General features: G+C 55.6%; 22 protein-coding genes and 1 riboswitch. Of the genes, 13 read left to right on the plus strand and 9 right to left on the minus strand.

The genetic code is table 11. The features are described 5' to 3' along the window. The first annotated feature begins 4 nt into the window (after nt 1-4). Nucleotides 5-754 carry a HesA/MoeB/ThiF family protein gene (locus tag LG203_RS07590; RefSeq protein ID WP_230345224.1) on the plus strand — a complete coding sequence of 250 codons (750 nt, stop codon included), beginning with the start codon at nt 5-7 and terminating at the stop codon, nt 752-754. Here LG203_RS07590 and LG203_RS07595 read toward each other — a convergent pair. The 3 genes from LG203_RS07595 to LG203_RS07605 all read right to left on the minus strand — a co-directional run bounded on the left by LG203_RS07595 (nt 751) and on the right by LG203_RS07605 (nt 2,825). Continuing rightward, nucleotides 751-1,434: a multidrug transporter gene (locus LG203_RS07595; protein WP_230345225.1), complete on the minus strand. Its 684-nt coding sequence runs from the start codon at nt 1,432-1,434 to the stop codon at nt 751-753. The two genes, LG203_RS07590 and LG203_RS07595, sit on opposite strands and share 4 nt — an antisense overlap. Nucleotides 1,435-1,498: 64 nt before the next feature. Further along, nucleotides 1,499-2,344, minus strand: a complete 846-nt coding sequence (locus tag LG203_RS07600) for an SPFH domain-containing protein (protein WP_230345226.1) — start codon at nt 2,342-2,344, stop codon at nt 1,499-1,501. A 61-nt stretch (nt 2,345-2,405) separates the two neighbouring features. Continuing rightward, a complete protein-coding gene (locus LG203_RS07605) occupies nt 2,406-2,825 on the minus strand; it encodes an NfeD family protein (protein WP_230345227.1) in 420 nt (139 codons plus the stop codon). 177 nt (nt 2,826-3,002) lie between these two features. On the opposite strand from LG203_RS07605, the gene LG203_RS07610 reads away from it, so the two are divergent. Both LG203_RS07610 and LG203_RS07615 read left to right on the plus strand, forming a co-directional pair. Continuing rightward, a complete protein-coding gene (locus LG203_RS07610; RefSeq protein WP_230345228.1) occupies nt 3,003-5,849 on the plus strand; it encodes a valine--tRNA ligase in 2,847 nt (948 codons plus the stop codon). A 109-nt stretch (nt 5,850-5,958) separates the two neighbouring features. Next, nucleotides 5,959-6,044, plus strand: a riboswitch (cyclic di-GMP riboswitch). 137 nt (nt 6,045-6,181) lie between these two features. Then, nucleotides 6,182-7,393, plus strand: a complete 1,212-nt coding sequence (locus tag LG203_RS07615; protein WP_230345229.1) for a DUF4124 domain-containing protein — start codon at nt 6,182-6,184, stop codon at nt 7,391-7,393. Between the two features lie 9 nt (nt 7,394-7,402). Here LG203_RS07615 and LG203_RS07620 read toward each other — a convergent pair whose 3' ends face one another. The 4 genes from LG203_RS07620 to LG203_RS07635 all read right to left on the minus strand — a co-directional run bounded on the left by LG203_RS07620 (nt 7,403) and on the right by LG203_RS07635 (nt 9,979). Continuing rightward, the gene (locus LG203_RS07620) at nt 7,403-7,651 is read right to left on the minus strand and encodes a sulfurtransferase TusA family protein (protein ID WP_230345230.1); all 249 of its coding nucleotides are present in this window, start codon (nt 7,649-7,651) and stop codon (nt 7,403-7,405) included. A 20-nt stretch (nt 7,652-7,671) separates the two neighbouring features. Continuing rightward, on the minus strand, nt 7,672-8,001 hold the full coding sequence (locus LG203_RS07625) for a rhodanese-like domain-containing protein (protein ID WP_230345231.1): 330 nt from the start codon (nt 7,999-8,001) through the stop codon (nt 7,672-7,674). 169 nt (nt 8,002-8,170) lie between these two features. Further along, nucleotides 8,171-8,734 (minus strand): sugar transferase, encoded by a 564-nt coding sequence (locus LG203_RS07630; protein WP_230345232.1) that lies wholly within the window; start codon nt 8,732-8,734, stop codon nt 8,171-8,173. Between the two features lie 96 nt (nt 8,735-8,830). Then, a complete protein-coding gene (locus tag LG203_RS07635) occupies nt 8,831-9,979 on the minus strand; it encodes a sigma-54 interaction domain-containing protein (protein WP_230345233.1) in 1,149 nt (382 codons plus the stop codon). Nucleotides 9,980-10,333: 354 nt separating this feature from the next. Here LG203_RS07635 and LG203_RS07640 point away from each other — a divergent pair, with 354 nt between their 5' ends. From LG203_RS07640 to LG203_RS07685, 10 genes are all read left to right on the plus strand, one after another. Beyond that, the gene (locus LG203_RS07640) at nt 10,334-11,080 is read left to right on the plus strand and encodes a class II aldolase/adducin family protein (protein WP_230345234.1); all 747 of its coding nucleotides are present in this window, start codon (nt 10,334-10,336) and stop codon (nt 11,078-11,080) included. Beyond that, on the plus strand, nt 11,043-12,134 hold the full coding sequence (locus tag LG203_RS07645; RefSeq protein ID WP_230345235.1) for an ABC transporter substrate-binding protein: 1,092 nt from the start codon (nt 11,043-11,045) through the stop codon (nt 12,132-12,134). Before LG203_RS07640 ends, LG203_RS07645 begins: the two co-directional genes overlap by 38 nt. A 46-nt stretch (nt 12,135-12,180) precedes the next feature. Further along, entirely contained in the window at nt 12,181-13,284 is a 1,104-nt protein-coding gene (locus LG203_RS07650) for an ABC transporter substrate-binding protein (protein WP_230345236.1), read from the plus strand. A 278-nt stretch (nt 13,285-13,562) separates the two neighbouring features. After that, nucleotides 13,563-14,378 (plus strand): ABC transporter ATP-binding protein, encoded by an 816-nt coding sequence (locus LG203_RS07655; protein ID WP_230345237.1) that lies wholly within the window; start codon nt 13,563-13,565, stop codon nt 14,376-14,378. Nucleotides 14,379-14,417: 39 nt separating this feature from the next. Continuing rightward, the gene (locus tag LG203_RS07660) at nt 14,418-15,269 is read left to right on the plus strand and encodes an energy transducer TonB (protein WP_230345238.1); all 852 of its coding nucleotides are present in this window, start codon (nt 14,418-14,420) and stop codon (nt 15,267-15,269) included. Between the two features lie 51 nt (nt 15,270-15,320). Beyond that, the gene (locus tag LG203_RS07665) at nt 15,321-16,034 is read left to right on the plus strand and encodes a MotA/TolQ/ExbB proton channel family protein (RefSeq protein ID WP_230345239.1); all 714 of its coding nucleotides are present in this window, start codon (nt 15,321-15,323) and stop codon (nt 16,032-16,034) included. Continuing rightward, nucleotides 16,034-16,441, plus strand: coding sequence for an ExbD/TolR family protein (locus tag LG203_RS07670; protein ID WP_013440940.1), 408 nt, complete (start codon nt 16,034-16,036; stop codon nt 16,439-16,441). Before LG203_RS07665 ends, LG203_RS07670 begins: the two co-directional genes overlap by 1 nt. Nucleotides 16,442-16,454: 13 nt before the next feature. Next, a complete protein-coding gene (locus tag LG203_RS07675; RefSeq protein ID WP_230345240.1) occupies nt 16,455-17,261 on the plus strand; it encodes an ABC transporter permease in 807 nt (268 codons plus the stop codon). Between the two features lie 13 nt (nt 17,262-17,274). After that, nucleotides 17,275-18,069 carry an ABC transporter permease gene (locus LG203_RS07680; RefSeq protein ID WP_230345241.1) on the plus strand — a complete coding sequence of 265 codons (795 nt, stop codon included), beginning with the start codon at nt 17,275-17,277 and terminating at the stop codon, nt 18,067-18,069. 43 nt (nt 18,070-18,112) lie between these two features. Beyond that, nucleotides 18,113-19,144, plus strand: a complete 1,032-nt coding sequence (locus LG203_RS07685) for an ABC transporter substrate-binding protein (RefSeq protein ID WP_230345242.1) — start codon at nt 18,113-18,115, stop codon at nt 19,142-19,144. A 67-nt stretch (nt 19,145-19,211) separates the two neighbouring features. On the opposite strand, the gene LG203_RS07690 is transcribed toward LG203_RS07685, so the two are convergent. Both LG203_RS07690 and LG203_RS07695 read right to left on the minus strand, forming a co-directional pair. Then, complete coding sequence (locus LG203_RS07690; protein WP_230345243.1) at nt 19,212-19,853, minus strand: peroxiredoxin; 642 nt, start codon at nt 19,851-19,853, stop codon at nt 19,212-19,214. A 115-nt stretch (nt 19,854-19,968) separates the two neighbouring features. Further along, nucleotides 19,969-20,994 carry an ABC transporter substrate-binding protein gene (locus LG203_RS07695; protein WP_230345244.1) on the minus strand — a complete coding sequence of 342 codons (1,026 nt, stop codon included), beginning with the start codon at nt 20,992-20,994 and terminating at the stop codon, nt 19,969-19,971. Nucleotides 20,995-21,194: the final 200 nt, after the last annotated feature.

The raw sequence follows: 21,194 nt of genomic DNA on the forward strand, positions 1-21,194 counted from the left end.
GGGTATGAACGACAACCAACTTTTACGCTACAGCCGCCATATCCTGTTGCCCAATATCGGTTATGAGGGCCAGGAGCAACTCGTCAACAGTCATGCCCTGATTGTGGGGGCGGGTGGGCTAGGGGCGCCGGTGGCGATGTACATGGCGGCCGGGGGCACTGGCACGCTGACAATATGTGATTTTGATACGGTGGACATGACCAATCTGCAGCGGCAGATCATCCATACCACCGCATCTGTGGGCACCAACAAGGCGGAATCGGCGCAGCAAGCCTTGCGTGCATTGAACCCGGAAGTCGAGGTGATCACCATACGCGAGAAATCGACAGAGGCGACGATGTCGGCGTTGGTGCGTACCGCAGATGTCGTGCTTGACTGCAGCGATAATTTTGCTACCCGCTATGCGTTGAATCGCATTTGCCTGGCGGAAAAAAAACCGCTGGTCTCTGGCGCGGCCATTGGGTTTGAAGGGCAGATCACGGTGTTTGATTTCCGGCAGGAAAACAGCCCCTGCTACCATTGCCTCTACCCGGATACTGGCGCCGAGGATGCATTGCGTTGTGCTGAAAATGGCGTATTTGCGCCGCTGGTGGGCATGATAGGCACGACACAGGCAGCGGAGGCCATGAAGCTCCTCATGGGCATAGGTCAGAGTCTGCAGGGGCGCTTGCTATTGCTGGATGTACTGACCATGGAGTGGCGCAGCCTGCGCCTGCAACGCGACCCTACTTGCAGCGTTTGTCAGCCTTCTTAGGGGCGGATGCGTATGTGAGGGTATTGCTCTGCCATGTAATGTAGCAGGGCATTGATGAACAGAATCAGGCCTAACATCTCCAGCCCTTCTTCCAATGTCGTAAGCAAACTGTAGCCGAAGGTATCCACACCATGCAGGGCGGCATAGTGTCCTCCCAGCGTTTCCAAACCAATAATCGCCGAGCAGTAAATCCCGCCGGCAAGCAGAAAGCGTATGCGGTGTGTACGGCCAAGCTGCTGCAGGAAACGCACATAGCATATCCCGATGAACGCAATGACCAGCAAGCCGGGGATCACCCATGAATACTTGAGCCAAATGGTGTTTTCCAGATGGAGTTGCCGGTGGGTAATACTGGTGAACAGCTCATGAAAACTCATGAATTCATCGGCAGCCATCAGCAGAAATCCGCCGGACAGGATTTGCCAGTGCGGCGTGTAAGGTGCGTTTTGGGCGCGCTTAAGGTAAGCGATTAACCCTAGCAAAACACTGCATATAAGTAACAGCACCACCGAATAAAATGTGGGGATGTTGACTTCACCATTGAGGTTGAGCAGTCGTGTCATGCCCAATAAGGAGCCATGTCCCGTAAAGTATTTGATGGCCTGTGTTCCCAGGCTCGCGATTATCAGGACAAGTGCAATCAGCAGCAACGCACGCGTTGCAACCAGCGTTGTTTTCATTCCCCTTTCCCCTTTTTGTTATTGAATCTGCACGCTATTGCTGCGCGCTTGTATTCAGCTTATGTCAGCCTTTACCTCCAACGATGGCGCGAATGGCACTGACAATATCGCCGGGTAGCGCCACGATCTTGCTATTCTCTGATTCACCCATGCGCTGCAGCGCCTGAATATAGCGGTCCCCCAGCAGGAAGGTGGCCGAGCTGTTGTTTTCCTTCACCGCTTCGGCAATCAGGCGTATTGCCTCGGCGGACGCCTGGGCGGCGACCATTTGCCCTTCGGCATCCTTGCGGGCGGCCTCCAGCCGGGCTTCGGCATTCAGGATGATCGCCTGCTTTTCGCCTTCGGAACGGGTTACCAGGGCTACCCGCTCTCGCTCGGCGGATGCCTGCATTTCCATCGCTTGCTGCATGTTGGGGGAGGGCTTGATGTCTTGAATCTCCACCGATTTGACGGTCAGGCCCCAGTCCAGCGCCTCGTCAGCAATCGCTTCTTTCAGTTCGGCCTTGATGCGGTCACGCGAGGTCAGCGCCTGATTGAGATCCATGCCACCAATGATGGAGCGCAGGCTGGTTTGCACCATATTGCGCATGGCTTCACGAAAATCTTCAATGCCATACACAGAACGCTCAATATTGCTGACCTTGATGAAGGACACCGCATTGGCCAGGATGACGGCATTGTCCCGCGTGATCACTTCCTGCTGTGGCACATCCAGAATGATGTCTTTGGTGGTGACCTTGTAACGCACTTCGTAGATGAACGGGATGATGAGATTGAGCCCTGGCATCAGCACGCGATTAAACCGTCCCAGGCGTTCCACTACCCATTCTTCGCCCTGCGGCACGATGCGCAGGCCTTTCCAGATGGCAATCACAACCAGGACGATGAGGGCCAGCATGAGTTCGGTCATTTCAGTTCCTTAAATTTAGCGATGCTTGATGTTTGAATGGTGTGGAAAGCGATCAACAATCTCAGGCGGCAATGCCAGAGCGTTTCACGCGCAAGGCATTGCCTTCAATACTGGTAATCTCGGCCTCCTCGCCCACGGCTAATGTCTGGCTCGAGATGGCCGTCCATTCCTTGCTGCCCATCACGCCCTGAGAGAAGCGGATACGCCCGCATTGTTCTGGGCTGACCGCGACGACTATCTGGCCCGTGCGGCCAATTTCTTCCCCTTGGGATTGTCCCAGCCGGGAGGCGGCAGGTTGCCGGCGTTCAAATTTTTTCCAGATGAGCAACGTGCTGAGCGAAAGACCAGCGAAGAGCAAGAGTTGCACCCCGAGTGAAATGACGGGAAACAGCCATAACAGCCCGCTGATGATCAAGGCCGCGAGGCCAAACCATAGAATGTACAGTGTCCCCGTTGCCAGTTCGGCAGAGAGCAGTACCAATCCGAAAATCCCCCAAATCCAGACGGCGTCCAATGGCGACCTCATGTATCAACAGGTAAAGCCGTATCCTAACCCAAAGTTCTGGCTTCGCGTCAATTCCGGCATGCGCCATGGTCCGCATGAATCTCTGGGGCAGGCGGGCCAGCCAGACGGCCGCTGTGGTAAAATCCCCGACCTATGAATACTCAAACCACTGAAAACGCAGACACTTTAGCCAAGGCTTTTGACCCCAAGGCGCTCGAAAGCAAATGGTATCAATTCTGGGAATCCCGCGGGTATTACGCGGCTGGCATGGATGCGTCCAAATCGGACAATTTCTGCATTCTGCTGCCCCCGCCCAATGTCACGGGTACCTTGCACATGGGGCATGGTTTCAACCAGACCATCATGGACGCCCTGACGCGCTATCACCGCATGCGCGGCGACAACACTTTGTGGCAGCCGGGTACGGATCACGCTGGCATCGCCACGCAAATTGTCGTTGAGCGCCAGCTGGATGCGCAAGGCGTGAGCCGCCATGACCTCGGCCGCGAAAAATTCCTGGAAAAAGTGTGGGAGTGGAAAGAATACTCCGGCGGCACCATTACCCAGCAGATGCGCCGCCTTGGCACATCCCCAGACTGGGGTCGCGAGCGTTTCACCATGGATGCGGGCCTCAACAAGGTGGTGACCGAGAGTTTCGTCCGCCTGTATAACGAAGGCCTGATCTACCGCGGCAAACGCCTGGTGAACTGGGATGTGAAGCTGGGCACGGCGGTTTCTGACCTGGAAGTGGTGCAGGAAGAAGAAGACGGCTCCATGTGGCACATCAACTACCCGCTGGCGGATGGCTCCGGGCATCTGACGGTGGCGACCACCCGTCCTGAAACCATGCTGGGTGACGTGGCGGTGATGGTGCATCCCGAAGATGAACGCTACGCGCATCTGATCGGCAAGACCGTCAAACTGCCATTGTGTGATCGCGAGATTCCGATCATCGCCGATGACTACGTGGACCGCGAGTTCGGTACCGGCGTGGTCAAGGTGACGCCTGCGCACGATTTCAATGACTATGCGGTAGGGCAACGTCATGGTTTGCCTATGATCGGTATCCTCGACCTCAAAGGCTTCGTCAACGAGAATGCACCAGAAGGCTATCGCGGTCTGGAGCGCTTTGCTGCCCGCAAGCAGGTGGTGGCGGATCTGGAATCCCAGGGTTTTCTGGTCAAGGTCGACAAGCACAAACTCAAAGTCCCGCGTGGTGACCGTACCGGCGTGGTGATTGAGCCCATGCTGACGGACCAATGGTTTGTCGCCATGAGCAAGCCTGCTGCCGATGGCAAGAGCATCACGCAAAAAGCCCTGGAGGTGGTGGCCGACGGTCAGATCAAGTTCTATCCGGAAAACTGGGTGAACACCTACAACCAGTGGCTGAACAACATTCAGGATTGGTGTATTTCGCGCCAGCTGTGGTGGGGGCATCAGATCCCGGCCTGGTATACGGATAGTGGCAAGGTGTACGTGGCGCATGATGCGGAAGAGGCACAAGCCTTGGCCGCTAAAGATGGCTATACCGGCAATCTGAAGCGCGATGATGACGTGCTGGATACTTGGTATTCCTCCGCCCTGTGGCCATTCTCCACGCTGGACTGGACGGGGGATGAGGCTTTGGATGCGGCCAATCAGGCGCTGCAGCAATATCTGCCATCCAGCGTGCTGGTCACCGGCTTTGACATCATTTTCTTCTGGGTGGCGCGCATGGTCATGATGACCACGCACCTCACAGGCAAGATTCCGTTCAAACATGTGTATGTGCACGGCCTGATCCGCGATGCGGAAGGGCAGAAGATGTCCAAATCCAAGGGCAATGTGCTGGATCCTATCGACCTGATCGACGGCATTGATCTGGATGCGCTGATCAAGAAGCGCACGACTGGGCTCATGAATCCCAAGGATGCGGAAAAGATCGAGAAGCGCACCCGCAAGGAATTCCCCGAGGGCATCTCTGCCTATGGCACGGATGCGCTGCGTTTCACCTTTGCCAGCCTGGCTTCGCCCGGGCGCGATATCAAGTTTGACCTGCAGCGCTGCGAGGGCTACCGCAACTTCTGCAACAAGCTGTGGAATGCCACGCGCTTTGTGCTGATGAACACCGAGGGGCAGGATTGCGGCCTGGAAGATTGCAAAACCAAGCCTGAAGGCTATCTCAGCTTTTCCCAGGCGGATCGCTGGATCGTCAGCCTGTTGCAAAAAGTGGAGGCGGATATCGAGCGTGGTTTTGCCGATTACCGTTTCGACCTGATCGCGCAAAGCATCTACAAGTTTGTGTGGGACGAGTATTGCGACTGGTATCTGGAAATTGCCAAGACCCAGTTGCAGACAGGTACCGAGGCCGAGCAGCGCGCCACGCGCCGCACTCTGCTACGCGTGCTGGAGACCATCCTGCGTCTCGCGCACCCCATCATGCCCTTCATCACCGAAGAAATCTGGCAAACGGTGGGGCCCTTGTCTGGCCGTGACATGAGTCAGCCTGGCCCCAGCATCATGCTGCAGGTTTATCCAACATCACAGCCAGGCAAAATTGACGCGCAGGCGGAGGCTTGGGTCGGTTTGCTGAAGGAAGCGGTTGATGCCTGCCGCAGCTTGCGTGGTGAGATGGGTATTTCGCCTGCGACGCGTGTGCCGCTGATCGCGGCTGGCGACGCATCCGCCTTGCAAGCCTATGCCCCGCATATTAAAGCGCTGGCCAAGCTTGCCGAGGTTGAGATTGTCGCCGAGCTGCCCCAAGCCGATGCGCCAGTTGCACTGGCGGGTGACTTCCGCTTGATGCTGAAGATTGAAGTGGATGTTGCCGCAGAAAAAGAACGCCTGAGCAAGGAAATTACCCGCTTGCAAACCGAAGTCAGCAAAGCTGAAGCCAAACTGGGCAATGCGAGTTTTGTCGATCGTGCCCCTGCGGCTGTGGTGGCGCAGGAGCGGGAACGCCTGGCGGGATTCAAAGCCACACTCGACAAGCTGCAATCCCAATTGGCGCGTTTAGTTTAGGTCAATGACGGCCGCGTGATGCGGTTGTCATTGACTGACCAAAAGTGTCAGTCCTTTTGAAACAAGCAGATAGTAAATTGACTTTGCCCCATCGCGGCGCCTTAATAGATGCATGAAAAGGCAAACCCGTTTGAAAGAACGGAGACGCAAAGCTTCCGGTCTAAGGAAAAAATCTATGACAGCGGGGCCGCCAATCCAGCAAGCCAATCGGCAACCGCCTTTTCGGATAAATTCAATTTTTTGTTCTTGGCACCGTTAAGAACACTATGGATGCAAGACGAGAGGACGACATAATGAACCCCAGAAATTTAATAGTGGCCACGATCGGTATCATGGCCAGCACCGCTGTGATGGATGTTCAAGCGGCTGACTACATCAAGTGCACTGGCACATCGGGCAAAACCATTTATACCAATATGCCATTTATGTGCGCCGGGGCTGCCATAAAGGCCCAGGAAGCGACAAAAGCGGCGCTGGCTGCTCAAGCGGCAAAAGAGGCGGCTGCTAAAGAAGCTGCGGCGAAAGCAGCGGCTGCCGCAGCCGCCGCAAAGGCTGCGGCCGAGAAAGAGGCTGCGACCAAGGCCGCCGCTGCCGCTGTCAAGGCAAATGCCTTGGTTACCGATGCTGTGTTTTCCCCGGATAGCTTCTGGTACACACCTATCCCGAATGATGTTGAACTCCATCCTTACTCTGCCCAATTTGCACAAGAGGTTGTAAGGCAGAAGAAGGCCTATTACGGTACTGTCACCATCAATACAACCAAATACTCTAGTCCGGTCTATGTTGCTGATGCCAATACCCCCACTGTTCGCGTAAATCAATGGGATTGCCAGAAAAAAGGGTATAAGGATTCTGGCTTGCTAACGCAGTGGGCGAGTGTTCCCGTCCCAAGTTATGCGGTACCTGCTGAAGGTACTGATATGGAGATGACGGTTTATCAACCTTCTACAGATACCGTGTGGGAGTTCTGGAAAGCCAAGAAGGAAAACGGTGTTTGGTATGCATGCTGGGGTGGTCGTTTGGAAAATGCATCCAAGAGCAATGGTGTGTTTTATAAATACTATGGCACAACGGCAACCAGCCTGCCTTTCCTTGGCGGCCAGATCACGGCTGAAGAGCTGCAGCGCGGCGAAATCAAACACGCTATCGGCATTGCGTTGGTAGATACGGAGCATTGGAATATTATCTCCTGGCCTGCGAACCGCTCGGATGGCTGGAATGGCAATAAAGTGCCTTATCGTATTGCTGAAGGGCAGCGTTTCCGTCTGGACCCTACGGTCGATGTGGACTCATTGAAATTGAGCAAGGCTGGGAAGATTATTGCCAAAGCGGCGCAAACCTATGGTTTCGTGGTGTGGGATAAAGCGGGCTCAGTTTCACTCCGGGCACAGAATGTGTATTCTTACACGAAGCTGGGCAAGACCAATCCTTACCCCGCCTTGTTTGAGAACAAGGCCAATTATGCGGTCATGGAAGGCTTCCCTTGGGATCGCCTGCAATTCTTGCCCATGGATTACGGCAAGCCTGAAACAACAAGCAAGTAATGGGGCCTTCTAGCTCACGCGTTTACGGATGTGAAATGTAAACACCTTGTCCTGCATGGCCTCATCAGGCTCTTGCAGGGCAAGCATCTCGTGACCAGTCTGTTTGCAGAATGCCTGAAAGTCTTTGACTGACCCCGGGTCGGTTGCCAACACCTTCAATACCTGGCCGGGCTCCAGCTCGGCCAAGCCTTTTTTACAGCGCAAAATCGGCAGCGGACATTTAAGACCGCGCGCATCCAGTTCTTTTGTGAATTCCATTTGATCTGTCTCTTTCAATATCAGGATTGAGGTGGGGCAAAAGGAAACCCAGCCCGTCCCCATGCCAATACACCGCCTTGCAGGTTGTAAACATGCTCCCGGCCATGGCTGGCAATAAATGATGCGGCTTGCCCCGAGCGAATGCCGCTATGGCAGTAAAAAACCAGCGTCTCGGTTCCGCCCGTCAGATCATCCACACTGGCAGGAATGACGGATAGCGGAATATGCGTCGCGCCAGCGATAATGCCGCGAGCGACTTCATCCGCGTTGCGTACATCAATCAGTCGCAGATTACCTTTGTTTATCAGGGCAAACAGTTCGGCGGCATCTATGTCTTTATGCGTTGTCATGGTGGGGCCTAAAAAAAGTTGCGTGCAATGGCGTCTACTGGAGGCGGAGAGAATGCACGCTGGTCGATATCGACCTGTGGTGAGATGAAGCCAGAGATAGCCGCATCACTTCGTGCCACCCACTCCGCGGGTGGTGTGACGTCGAGCACTTGAGGCGATGATTTTATCGTTAATGCGACACGCCGTCTCTTGTAAGCACCTTAAGTGCTGTCATCCAGAGTATTTTCAAGTCAAACATCAGCGATTGTTTCTGCAGGTATTCGGCATCCAGTTGTACTTTTTGCGGAATAGGCAGCTCATCCCGTCCATTTACCTGTGCCCAGCCCGTCAACCCAGGCACCAGTTGGTCGACACCCGCTTCGGTGCGCAGTGCAATCAGATCATCCTGATTGAACAGCGCTGGCCGTGGCCCAACAAAGCTCATGTCACCTTTCAATATGCTCCAAAGCTGCGGCAGTTCATCCAGGCTGGATTTGCGTAGAAACGCGCCTATCGGGGTCAACCACCTGGCGGGATCATTCAGCAGATGGGTTGCCACGGCGGGAGTATCGATGCGCATGCTACGGAGTTTCGGCATGCGAAAAATATGATTGTTCTTCCCCACGCGGTTACTCCAATACACAGCAGGGCCGGGCGACGTCATGCGCACAGCCAGCCAAAGCAGTAAAGCCAATGGACTGAAAATCAATATAAGGAGGAGGGCGAGAACAACATCAAACGTGCGCTTCATCATCTAGAGCCAAACAGAATCCATTAGAACCATCCTCGCAGTATTTCATAAACTTGGATGGTACTGAATGGATAATTGGCGTCAGGCCTGCCATAGCCATCAGTCTATCAAGCCAAGCTCCTTGAGTCTGGCCCTCAGAATATTTCGGCTGATACCCAGCAGGCGGGCGGTATGCACTTGATTGTGATGGCAAAAATCATAGGCTTTGCTGACGAGCAGGTTGTTGACGATGTCGAACAGCTTGTCTGGCGATTCCTGGAATAGCTCGTAAAACACCGTTTCAAGCGGGTAGGTGGAAACCTCACTACTCAGACCAGCGGAGGGTTTGCCAGTTTTGACTGCATGATGCGCCCGGGCAGTGGGTTCCTCGCGTTGCAGCAGGGAGTGCGGCAGGTTGAGGTCGTGCGGTTGCAGGGTGTTGGTATTCGATACCAGCAATGCGCGGTGAATCACGTTTTCCAGTTCCCGGATATTGCCTGGCCAGGGATATTCCAGCATCACACGGATGGTTTCCGGCGCCAGTTGGGGCGCGGCAGTCTGAAGCCTTTCCTTGTATACATTCAGGAAGTGCTCCACCAGCGGCAGGATGTCGCCACGGCGTTCGCGCAACGGGGGCAGATTGATGGGAACGACCTTGATGCGGTAATAAAGATCTTCGCGGAAGCGGCCAGCACGAACGGCTTCTTCCAAATCCACATTGGTGGCGGCTATCAGGCGCACATTGATCGGGATGGCCTTGCGGGCGCCCACTCTCACGACTTCACGCTCTTGCAATACGCGTAGCAGTTTTACCTGAGTGGATTGTGGCAAGTCCCCGATTTCATCCAGAAACAGCGTGCCACCATTGGCGGATTCAAACCAGCCGATCTTGGACTGCGATGCGCCGGTAAAGGCGCCTCGTTCGTACCCGAATAATTCGCTTTCTACCAGGGTTTCCGAGAATGCGCCGCAATTGACGGCCTGGAAAGGCGCGTGTTTGCGCTCGCTGAGTGCGTGCATCTGGCGCGCGATCAGTTCCTTGCCTGTCCCGGTTTCGCCAATAATCAATGCGGTGGCATTGCTCTTGGCTACACGCTCTATCATTCTCAGCAGCTGTTGCGATTTTGGATCGCTGAATACCAGGGCACTGGCCCGGATGGATAAGCTGACAGAGGATGGATTGGGGTGCGTGATGACGTGCTCGGCCCCTTTTGGTGGCTGAGTGGGCTCGTCGTCTTCCAGATCATAGTCCCATAATTGAGTTCGCATTGTGTGACGCTCTCTTTGGTAAATTGCAGTGCGCAATATAGCTAAATGTTATTAACATTTCTACTAATATCACATTATACCAATATAAGATATGGTTATAACTTATGCAGGATTCTGCAAATGAGGCATATGAAAAGTGGTGATCAGGCAACAGACTTGTGTATGCAGATGTTTGCTTGCCAACACTTGCTTGAAGATACTTAATCGGCGAAAGGCAGTTTGTTTTTCATAGGTCAATGAATTTAAACAATTAAAAATAATCATGCCGCGCTGATTATTTTTGGCATAGCTCTTGCCCCTGCTTGCGTATGCATCATTGGATGCAATACATATACCAACGTAGAGGGCAAAAAAATGAGCGTGATCGCTGTTGAAGCAAAAAGAGAACTGGAAGATTTTGTACAAAGCGTGCTGGAAGAGTCGCAGCTGGCATTTGATGTGTTCCGCGAGACCGGTACCATCACGGCCAATGGCACGGTAGGTTTTGTTGAGCGTGTTCCAGGCCAGGAGCAACTGGTGATCGTCAATTACGGCGGGCCTTTCAACAAGGGCAAAAAGCTGGAAGCGCTGGTGGTGGATTTTGATGGCAATGTCGTCATCGGCAAAAGCGGCCTGGGCAACACCCGTTACAACAAGCTGTTCAAGCAGCATGCGGATGTCACTTCGATTTCCCACGTGCATTCCCCTTATCTGGGTGCCTGGGCGCAGGCACACCGGCCATTGCCTATCCGTTACGTCCCGGTGCAACGTTTTAACCTGATTCGTGAAATCCCGATCTATATCGACCGTCGCCAGCAGGAAGTCGATTTCATTCTGGACCAGATTCGCCTGAATCCTCACAACACGGCAATTCTGGAAGCCAATGGCGGTTCTACCGTCTGGGGCAAACAGGGTCTGCGCAAGCTGGCCGAATTCATTCTGCTGCTGGAAGAGGGCGCATTGATTCAAAGCCTGGCGGATTCCCTCGGTGGCTCGCGTGATTATGGTCCTGGCGTACTGACTCAGCAGTGGAAGATGGCCAAGATTTATGATCAGGCAAAGGCGCTGGGATTGGTGCCTGCCAATGATAGTGCAGCTGCCAATCTTCAAGCAGCAGGCTAAGGGGATATCCGTGAGCTCAACCACTGCACAAGCCATAGACCGGCTCTGGTTCACCCGTTGCCCGGTGCCCACCGCCACCGGTCTCGCCCACAAGCTGGGCTGGCTGGAATCCGAGTTCGCCGCGGATGGCATTGCACTTTCCACCTTGCAGGATCATCGCGACTTGGCGCGTCATCATTACGATCACCAGCTGCCCACGCTGATCCGCGAGGGCGGCAATCTGCTGGCGATCGCGGCGCGGGCCCAAGGGGCGCCTACGCGCCTGATCGGCCTGACCTGGATTGATGAATGGCAAACCATCCTGGTACGGCCCGACTCTGGCATTACCGAACCCGCCCATCTCAAGGGGCTGCGTCTGGCATTGCCCGCTTTCATAGAGCACCCCCTGCACGATCATATTCGCGGCAGCAGCATTGCGCGCGGCATGAGCCTGCAGGGGTACAAGGGCGCGCTGAACATCGCCGGACTGACACTGGATGACGTGCAACTGGTGGAAGTGGGCTCCGGACAAGGTGGTCGTGAAGATCTTGGTGGCTTGTGGGCCGGTATCGAGCAACTGGCCGCGGGCAAGGTAGATGCCGTGTACGTGAAAGGTGCTTCTGCGGTAGAGGCGGCACAGCGGCAAGGGGTGGTGGTTGGTATCAATCTGGATACCCACCCGGACCTGCAGTACCGTGTGAATAACGGCACGCCGCGCCCGATCACTGTCCATGAGCAACTGCTGCATGAGCATCCCGAGCTGGTCGCGCGCTTTCTGTATCAATCCTTGCGCGCATCCGAATGGGCAAAAACCAATCTGGAAGGGGTGCGCAAGGTGCTGGAGGGTGAGACGCGCTCTGGCGGTATCGGCGTTCAGCAAGCCTACGGGGATCAATTCCATCTCAGTCTGGCCCCAGATTTGTCCGAGCAGCGTGTCCATCTCTTCCAGCAGCAAAAGAACTTCATGTTGATCCATGGGCTGCTGGATCGCGACTTTGATCTGGATGCCTGGATAGACCGAGGTCCGCTGGAGACCGCCATCGGCTGGCTGCAAGCTGAGCGAAAAGCGGCCTGAGCGTAGTGGGCGTAGTGTCCCAAATGAATGAATTAAGGAGCAGGTAATGAACGTGAATGTGGTGTATCGCCTGGCGATACTGGTTGCAAGTGTGGCGGCATTCTGGGCGTTTGTCGCCCAGCAGGCCGTGGCAGAAGAGGCACCCAAGGTGGTGCGCATTGCCGTGGTGGCGTATAACCTGGCGGGCAAGACATCCTATATGGGCGTGGATGCCGTCAACAATGAAGGCGGCCTTGAACAAAGCCTGGCCAAAAAAGGCATCAAGTTGGAGTGGGTGCCAGCCTCGCACTCTGGAGTAGGACCTATCATCAATGAAGCCTTTGCCAACGGCACCATTGATTTTGCCGCCTATGGCGATTTGCCACCGATTATCCTCAATGCGGCCAAGCCGGTTGTTCAATTGGTAGCGCCCTGGGGCAGCAATGGCAACTCCTATCTGGTGGTCCCCGCCAACTCCACGGCCAAGAGCATTCTTGATCTCAAGGGCAAACGCATCGCTTTGCATCGTGGTCGCCCATGGGAAGCCACCTTTGCCAGTTTGGCCGCTTCGCAAGAGTTGACCCTGAAGGATTTCAAGATTGTGAACGTGAATCCGCAGGTTGGCGCTGCTGCGCTTGCCAGCGGCACGGTGGACGGCTTTTTCAGTCTGAATGATGCCTACAACCTGCAGGACAAGGGCGTAGGTCGCATTATCTGGTCCACCAAGACCTCACTGACCGATCAGAAGCTGCGTGGCGGTATCTGGGCTACCAACGACTTTGTGAACAAATACCCTGAAATTACCCAGCTGGTGGTGAATGCGTATGTCAAAACCAGCTATTGGGCGTCGCAGGAGGCCCATCGCGACAAATACATCAAGGACTACCTGAGCCTGGTGCAGCCAGAGTCCGTGGTTCGCCGTGATTACGAAAACGATTCCGTACCATGGAAAGACCGTTGGTCTCCGGTTTATGACGGGGTTCTGACCGCCCACTATCAGCGCCTGGCCACTTACGCCAAAAGCTCGGGCTTGATTCGTAACGATGTGAGTGTCCAGCAACTGTTGAACCCCCGCTTTGTTAATCAGGCACTCAGGGACCTTGGTATCGAGCACTATTGGGTTGCGCGCTCTGCGCCACCTCCCGTGAATGTGGCTCAAGCCAAGAATTAAACAACAAGCCGTCGCAAGACGGCTTTTTTCATCGCTGTTGCAGGACAAACAAAAGCTCCCAAATTTGCTGTTGCCTGAGCAACAGTTAATTCTTTTACGGCATGAGGTATTTATTTAAATGCATGAATATAAACAATAAAAAATATGTTTCCATGGCTGGCATATGCCTTGCATAGTCATATGGACATCCATGTTCATGCTGTTTGGGAATAAACAGTCATGGGCAAACAGACATTGCGTCGCAATACGAGGCGACATTGAAAAAGAGGTTGGCAGGCATGGCAGTGACAAGAGCAGTAATCGATTTCAGGCGGAGTGAAGAAGCAAAAAGTGAGGCAGAGCATCCGCCTGCATCGTATGCGCTACAACTAGACCATGTGTCTAAAAGCTACCTCCTGCATGGCGAGCCGCTCAAGGTGCTTGATGACATCCAGCTGGATGTCCGCTCCGGCGAGTTTATTTCCATCGTCGGTGCCAGTGGTTGCGGAAAATCGACGCTGCTACGCCTGATTACCGGCCTGGATGCGCATTACCAGGGCAATATCGTTTATCAGGGCCAGCGTATCTCCGGCACCTCGCTCGATCGCAGCATTGTGTTTCAGGAGCATCGCCTGTTTCCCTGGCTGACCGTGGAAGAAAACATTCTGCTGGCGTTCTCTGCCACCAATGTGTCGCAGGAAGAGCGCCATGACCGCGTCAAGGCGCAGATTGCCACCGTGGGGCTGACCGGCTTTGAGCAAGCCTATCCCCACCAGATTTCAGGGGGCATGTCACAACGTGTCGCCATCGCCCGTGCGCTGGTGTTGCGGCCCCAGCTCTTGTTGCTGGATGAGCCATTTGGCGCGCTGGACGTACTGACCCGCATGAAGCTGCAACACGAATTGCAGCGCTTGTGGGAGCAGGAAGGATTAACCACGGTGCTGGTGACCCATGATGTGGAAGAAGCCGTGTTTCTGGGCGACCGCATTGTGGTGATGACATCACACCCCGGCCGCATAAAACGCATTGTCCCGGTGAAACTACCACGTCCGCGCATACGCTCGGCGAGTGAGTTTCAACGCATACGTGACGATGTATTGAGCGATTTTATTTGATGCGCAATTTACCCATTACTTATCGAAAGGAGAAAGGTCATGTCTAGTCTTTCGAATTCTCAGCCGAGTTACCCGTCCAGTTATACGAAGCTTGGCGCCTTGCCAGATATTGAGGAAAATTTATCGGTGCTCAAAGACGCAGTTGCCCGTGCTGTCTCGGATGGCGGCGAGCGTTTTGGGTTGTACCGCAATCGAGCCCTGGAGCAGCTGGAAAGCTCAAGCAAGTGGCTAACACAGCGCAACAGCGGCATCGTGGCGCTGGTGGTGATTGCGCACATTGTCGGTATTTCGGCCTATCTGGAATCACAACGCGTGCCGCCAAAACCGCCTGCCCCCAAAGAGGTCGTGATCGAATTTATCAAGCCAGCGCCCAAGATTGAGCCTGAAAAGAAAATCGAGCCGCCACCTCCGCCACCGCCACCCAAGGTCGAGCGCAAACCGCAGCCCGCCAAGCCAGTTCAGGCATTGAAGACGGCGCCTGCCGAGCCAGATATCAAGCCCAGTGACATGACCGTGCAGGAAAACACCACGGCGCAGCATACGCCAGAGCCCGTGCAAGCCGTGCCTACGCCACCGCCAGCACCACCCGCGCCCAAGGAAGAGCCACTGACAGAAGCCCTGGGTTATGCCGGGTATCTTAACAATCCGCCGCCAGAATACCCCGCGTTTGCCCAGCGTCAGGGCTGGGAGGGCAAGGTCATTCTGCGAGTGCGTGTATTGGCCAACGGCAAGCCAGGCGCAGTGGAAGTGAAGCAATCCAGCGGTCGCAAGACACTGGATGAAGCCGCGCTCGAAGTGGTTAAAAACTGGGTATTCGCTCCGGCCAAACGTGGGAGTACCTCCGTCGATGGTTGGGCCACCGTGCCTATCGAATTCAGGCTGGCCAAATAAGTTGGCCACCAGATCAGTATTTATCAAATATAGCTAAGTAAAGGAAACATCATGGCAATTGTGAGTTCATCTACCTCCCTCATCGTCGATAGTGTGCTGTGGACACTGGTCGCCTTTTCCGTCGTCACCTGGACGCTGCTGGCCGTCAAAGGCGTGCAGAATTTCCGCGCCGGCTATCAGAACAAACGTTACAAGCAGGCATTCTGGGCCGCGCCGGATTTACTCTCCGCAGCAGAGATAAACGACTTCAAGGGCCCAGCTGCCCGCGTGGCGCAAGCGGGTTTCAACGCCTTGCGCGATGCCGATACCCCAGGTCAGCATGATCTGGAGCATAGCGGGGAGCGTCAGGATTTGCTGGAGCGTTCGCTGCGCCAGCAGATTCTGAAAGAGCGCCGCAGCCTGGAAAGCGGCTTGGCCGTGCTTGCCAGCATTGGCAGCACCTCGCCGTTCGTCGGCCTGTTTGGCACCGTGTGGGGCATCATGCACGCGCTGACCGATATCGGTCGTCTTGGTACCGCCAGCCTGGAAGTGGTTGCCGGCCCCATCGGTGAAGCGCTGGTCGCGACGGGTCTGGGTATCGCGGTGGCAGTGCCTGCCGTACTGGCCTACAACTTCTTTACCCGTCGCCTGAAGCTGGCAAGTGGCGATCTGGATGATTTCGCCGCTGACCTGATCAACCTGTCACGCAAGGTATCGTTCCGCAACAGCCGCAAGCCCGACGTGGCGTCGTCTGTGGTCAACATCAAGAAAGAGGCGTTCGCATAATGGCATTCTCTACAAGTAACGACGCCGATGAGGTATTGAGCGAGATCAACATCACACCGCTGGTGGATGTGATGCTGGTGTTGCTGGTGGCCTTCATCGTCACCATTCCCGTGCTGAATAACGCGATTACCGTCAATCTGCCGAAAACCGCGCCCACGCAGCCTGCCGAGCAGAAAAAAGCGGTGAGCCTGAGTGTGGATGCCCAGGGCAAGGTGTTTATCGACAAGCGCGAGCTGGCGGTGGCCGATGTCGAGCGCGAGCTGAAAGCATTGCACGCTGCCGACCCTGACCTGAGCTTGCACCTGAGCTCGGACGAGTCGGTGAATTACGGCACGGTGGCCAAGGTCATGGCCGCCATCGAGCGGGCAGGCATTACCCGGCTTGCTGTACTAACCAACGCAGAATAGCGGGCGCAAGCAGATGAGTATCGGTATTCGGGCCGCCATTGGCCTCAATCGTGTGGCCGGGCGTGTGCATTATCGCCAGCTCAAGCTGGCAGCGTTTGTATCGCCCGTGCTGCTGGTGCTGCTATGGGGCTGGGTCAGTCACCTGCAGCTCATTTCCCCGCAGCTGCTGGCATCGCCACTGGAAGTCGCCAGTACTTTTCAGGAGCTGCTGGCATCCGGTGAGTTGCAGGAGCATCTCAGCAAAAGCCTGTCGCGGCTGGCGCTTGGTTACAGCCTGGGCGCATCGATCGGACTGCTGTTTGGTATTCTCATGGCCTTGTCCAGAAACGTGGAGGCGCTCTGCGCGCCGCTATTCCATGCCATACGCCAGATTCCCACCATTGCGCTGATCCCGATGTTCATCCTGCTACTGGGGGTGGATGAAAGCTTCAAGATTGCCATTGTCATCAAGGCCTCGTTCTTCACGGTGGCACTGGCTGCCTATGAAGCTACCCGCGGTGTCTCTGTTAACTACCTGGAAGTGGCGCGGGTGTACAAGCTGCCCTGGATCACGCTCTATGGCAAAGTCATTATCCCGGCGATTTTCCCGCCGGTGCTGACGGGGTTGCGCATTGCGTTTGCCCGCTCATGGACTGTGCTGGTGGCGGCCGAGTTGCTGGTGGCAGATAGCGGTCTAGGGCAAATGATGCAAATGGGGCGCGATATGTTCCGGCTGGATATTGTGCTGGTGGGCGTCGTGCTGACCGGCCTGATCGGTTTTGTTATTGACCGCAGTTTCAAATGGGGTGAAGCCCATCTGGTGCGCTGGCGCGTTGCCTGAGGAGTAGGTAGTCATGCGTTCAATTTCTTCTTTGTTTTCCCGGATCGGCCTGGGCCGTCGTGCAGTCGGATTGATACTGCCGATACTCCTGCTGATGGGCTGGCAGTATATGTCCACCCGCGGTGCGACATTTGCCTACGCCTTTTCGTCGCTGTCGCAAATGCAGGAAGCCCTGCGCGAGCTGATCGCCAGCGGCGACCTGCAAATCAACCTGGTAGCCAGTCTACAACGGGCGCTGACTGGGCTTGCCATAGGCGGAGCCTTTGGCCTGGTGCTGGGCATTTCCATGGCCAGCTCCCGCATCATCGATACTTCGGCGGGGCCGCTGTACCATATCCTGCGGCAGGTGCCGCTGATGGGGCTGGTGCCGGTGTTCAGCCTTTGGCTGGGCAATGGCGACACCGCCAAGCTGTTTATCGTGTGCCTGTCGGCGTTTTTCCCGCTGGTACTGGCGACCTATGAAAGCCTGCGTCAGGTCGATGGCAAGTTTCTCGAAGTGGGCAATGTGCTCAAACTGAGCCGTGCCCAGCAGTTCCGGCATATCCTGCTGCCCGCTGCCTTGCCCAATATCTTTACCGGCGTGTCATTCGCGCTGGCCATGGCCTGGCTGTCTACCATCGGCAGCGAGATTCTGTTCAATGCCGGGGCTGGACTGGGTAATCTGATGATGAATGCCGAGATGGCCTCCCGCATGGATATCCTGGTGGTGGTGACCATATTGATCGGTGTCGTCGGGTATCTGCTGACCTTTGTGCTGTATCGCATATCGGCTTATCTTTTCCGTTGGCGCAAAGTCGCCAGCGAGTAAACAGCCTTCATAAAAATCCATTCCATAACAACAATAATTCACCATGACCTACACCGCTGAGTTTACCTACACCCGCTCTCCTGTTCCCACGCCATTGGGGTTGGCGATACAACTGGGACTGCTGGAGCGGGAGTTTGCCGGGGATATTCCGCTACGCTCGCTGATCGAGTCGGACAAACCGTCCGACCTGGTCTCGCACTTTGACCACCGGCTGCCCAATCTCTTTCGGCAGGGTGGCAATACGCCTGCTATCTGGGCCAAGGCCAATGGCAGCGATACGCGGGTGATCGGCATCAGCTGGACTGACGAATACCAGGCCATCATCACGCTGCCCGGTTCCGGCATACGCACGGCGCACGATCTCAAGGACCGCAAGGTCGGTATTCCGATTCACCAGATCGCCAGCGACTACAACCGCGCAGCCGCGCTGCGGGCTTTTTATGTGGCGCTGGAACAGGCGGGTCTTGGCCTGCGCAATATCGAGGTGGTTGGGCTGCCGGATTCGGCTTATATCACCGTGAATGATATTGATCGCCCCGGTGGCTGGGGCCATGCGCGACACGGCTATGTGAACGAGGTCTATGCCCTGGTGCGCGGCGAAGTGGATGCCATTTACGTCAAGGACGTGCGCGGGGCTGAAATTACTCATCTGCTGGGCGCGCATATTGTGTTTGACCTCGGTTTTCATCCTGACCCGTATATTCGCATCAGCAACTGTGCGCCTCGGCCCCTTACCGTCAACGCCGACAGCATTGCCCAGCATCCGGATGTGGTGGAACGTTTTTTACGGCAAGTCGTGACTGCCGGCCTGTGGGCAAAAAAGAACCGCGAAGAAAGCCTGCGCCTGATCGGCCATGAAACCGGCTGGTCAGAAGCCTGGCTCGATAAAGTGCTGGGCCCTGACTTTCACCAGAATCTGGTGATCACGCTGAACCAGCAAGCCATCGACGGCCTCACCATCGCCAAGCAGTTCCTGCTGGAGCATCACTTCATTGAACATGATATCGACATCGCTGCCTGGATCGACCCCCTGCCACTGGAGCGGGCCCATGACAATGTACGAAGGATTGCCTGACAATGAAGAACAGGTAATAAAAAAGCCTGCATATGCAGGCTTTTTTATTACCGGATGAATGTGGTGCTTATTTGTTGGGCTGTGGTGTCAGGCGCAGATAAGGTCTGACGGTCTTGAAGCCTTTGGGGAACTTGGCTTTGAGGATGTCCGGATCGGTGAGCGAAGGCACGATGACCACGTCTTCGCCGTCTTTCCAGTTAGCGGGGGTTGCCACGCTGTGGTATTCGGTCAGTTGCAGCGAATCGATCACGCGCAGGATTTCATCAAAGTTGCGGCCCGTGCTGGCGGGGTAGGTGATGGTGAGGCGGATCTTTTTGTGCGGGTCGATGATGAACACGGAACGCACTGTGGCGGTGGCGCTGGCATTGGGGTGGATCAGGTCGTACAGGATGGACACCTTGCGATCGGCGTCGGCCAGGATAGGGAAGTTGACCGTGGTGCCCTGGGTTTCGTTGATGTCCTTGATCCAGCCATGGTGAGACGCTACCGGGTCAACGGAAAGCGCCAGCACTTTGACATTGCGCTTCTTGAATTCGTCGGCGAGCTTGGCGGTGGCACCGAGTTCAGTGGTGCACACTGGCGTGTAATCGGCCGGGTGCGAAAAGAGAATACCCCAGCTGTCGCCCAGCCATTCATGGAATGCGATGGGGCCGATGCTGGAATCCTGGGTAAAGTCGGGGGCGGTGTCGCCCAGTTTGAGAGAAGCCATGTATACCTCCTTGACGAGAATAGCCCACACCGGCCATCAGGCCAGCGCAGGCTAGTGAATGGAACGAATTAATGACAGTAATTCGATCTGGTACTGCGATCAAGCTGAGCCGTGATCATGCGGCTTTTTGCTTGCGGGTGCGCAACAGCTCATCCAGCGGACCAGGCGCGATCCAGTCGGCCACGTCAAAGTCGGCCTTGAGGTAGCCCCACTTGAACAGGAAATCCTTGTAGGCAGTGAGGCCTGCAATGGAGAGATCGTCCAGTGAGGTACCTTGTTTGAGATGGATATCGTTGCCATAGGCTTTGCGTACCCACTCGTCCGTGGAGTGTGATTCTTTGGCGATGTAGCTGACGGTGTCGGCTTCATGTGCAGCAGCCCAGTCGGCCACATCCAGAATCTTGCTCAGGAAACGTACCACCAGGTCGGGGCGCTCTTGCAACAGGGCGTTATCGACAGTGATCGGACGCGGCGCACTGTTGTTGGCACGGGCGATAGGATCAGGATGGTTGCGCACATCATAGAGGGTCGTCACGCCATGCTTGTGGGCTTCTGCCACGCCGCGCGCGCCTTTGACGTAAATGGCATCCACCTTGCCTGCTTTCAGCGCTTCAAATTCGGTGGCATAGGGCGTGTGGCTGGAGGTCCAGCCTACACCGGCGCCGCCCTGGGGCACGGGCAAATCTACAAAGACGATATCTTCTGCGCTGAGGCCTGCGGCTTCGAGAGAGACGACAATGCCGCGTAGTGCGCTGGCGCGTTGGTGGTCGATGCTGATGTCGTTGAGTGGCAGTGCAATGCGCTTGCCTTTCAGCTCGGCCACGCTGGTGATGCCGGAATCAGGCAGGGTAACTACCAGCTGCGCTTCATCCACCCAGTTAAGGCCGATGACGCGCGTGTCGGTGCCATTGGCACGTGCCCAGATGGCAGGCACGCTACCACCCTGGCGGAAGGAATGTGGCAGGCGATGGTCGTAGTGAGACTCGCGCAAATCGGCTTCTGTCACTTCCTGCAGGGTTTTGATGGTGATGTGGTCGGGGGCGAATTCCTGGGCAAACCAGTTTTCGCGCGCTGCCAAGCCCAGGGGGGTAGGTACTGGGCAGCGGGTGTACCAGATGCTATCGATAGCGGTAACTGACATGAAAGCTCCTCGTGATAAAGATGCGTAGTTAAAAGATCAATTCGTGGAAATACGTGACAGGTATTTGCAGTATCCATACCAGCGTCGGACAGGCCAGCCACAAAAATATTGGCTATGTAAATCAATGGTTTGGTTTGAGTGATCAGCCCATGCCGCTGTTGCAGTGACTCGCACTCAACAGGCGGCATGGCAGTTCTGCT

Origin of the sequence: Methylovorus mays (assembly GCF_020531915.1) — a bacterium.
GTDB lineage: Bacteria > Pseudomonadota > Gammaproteobacteria > Burkholderiales > Methylophilaceae > Methylovorus > Methylovorus mays.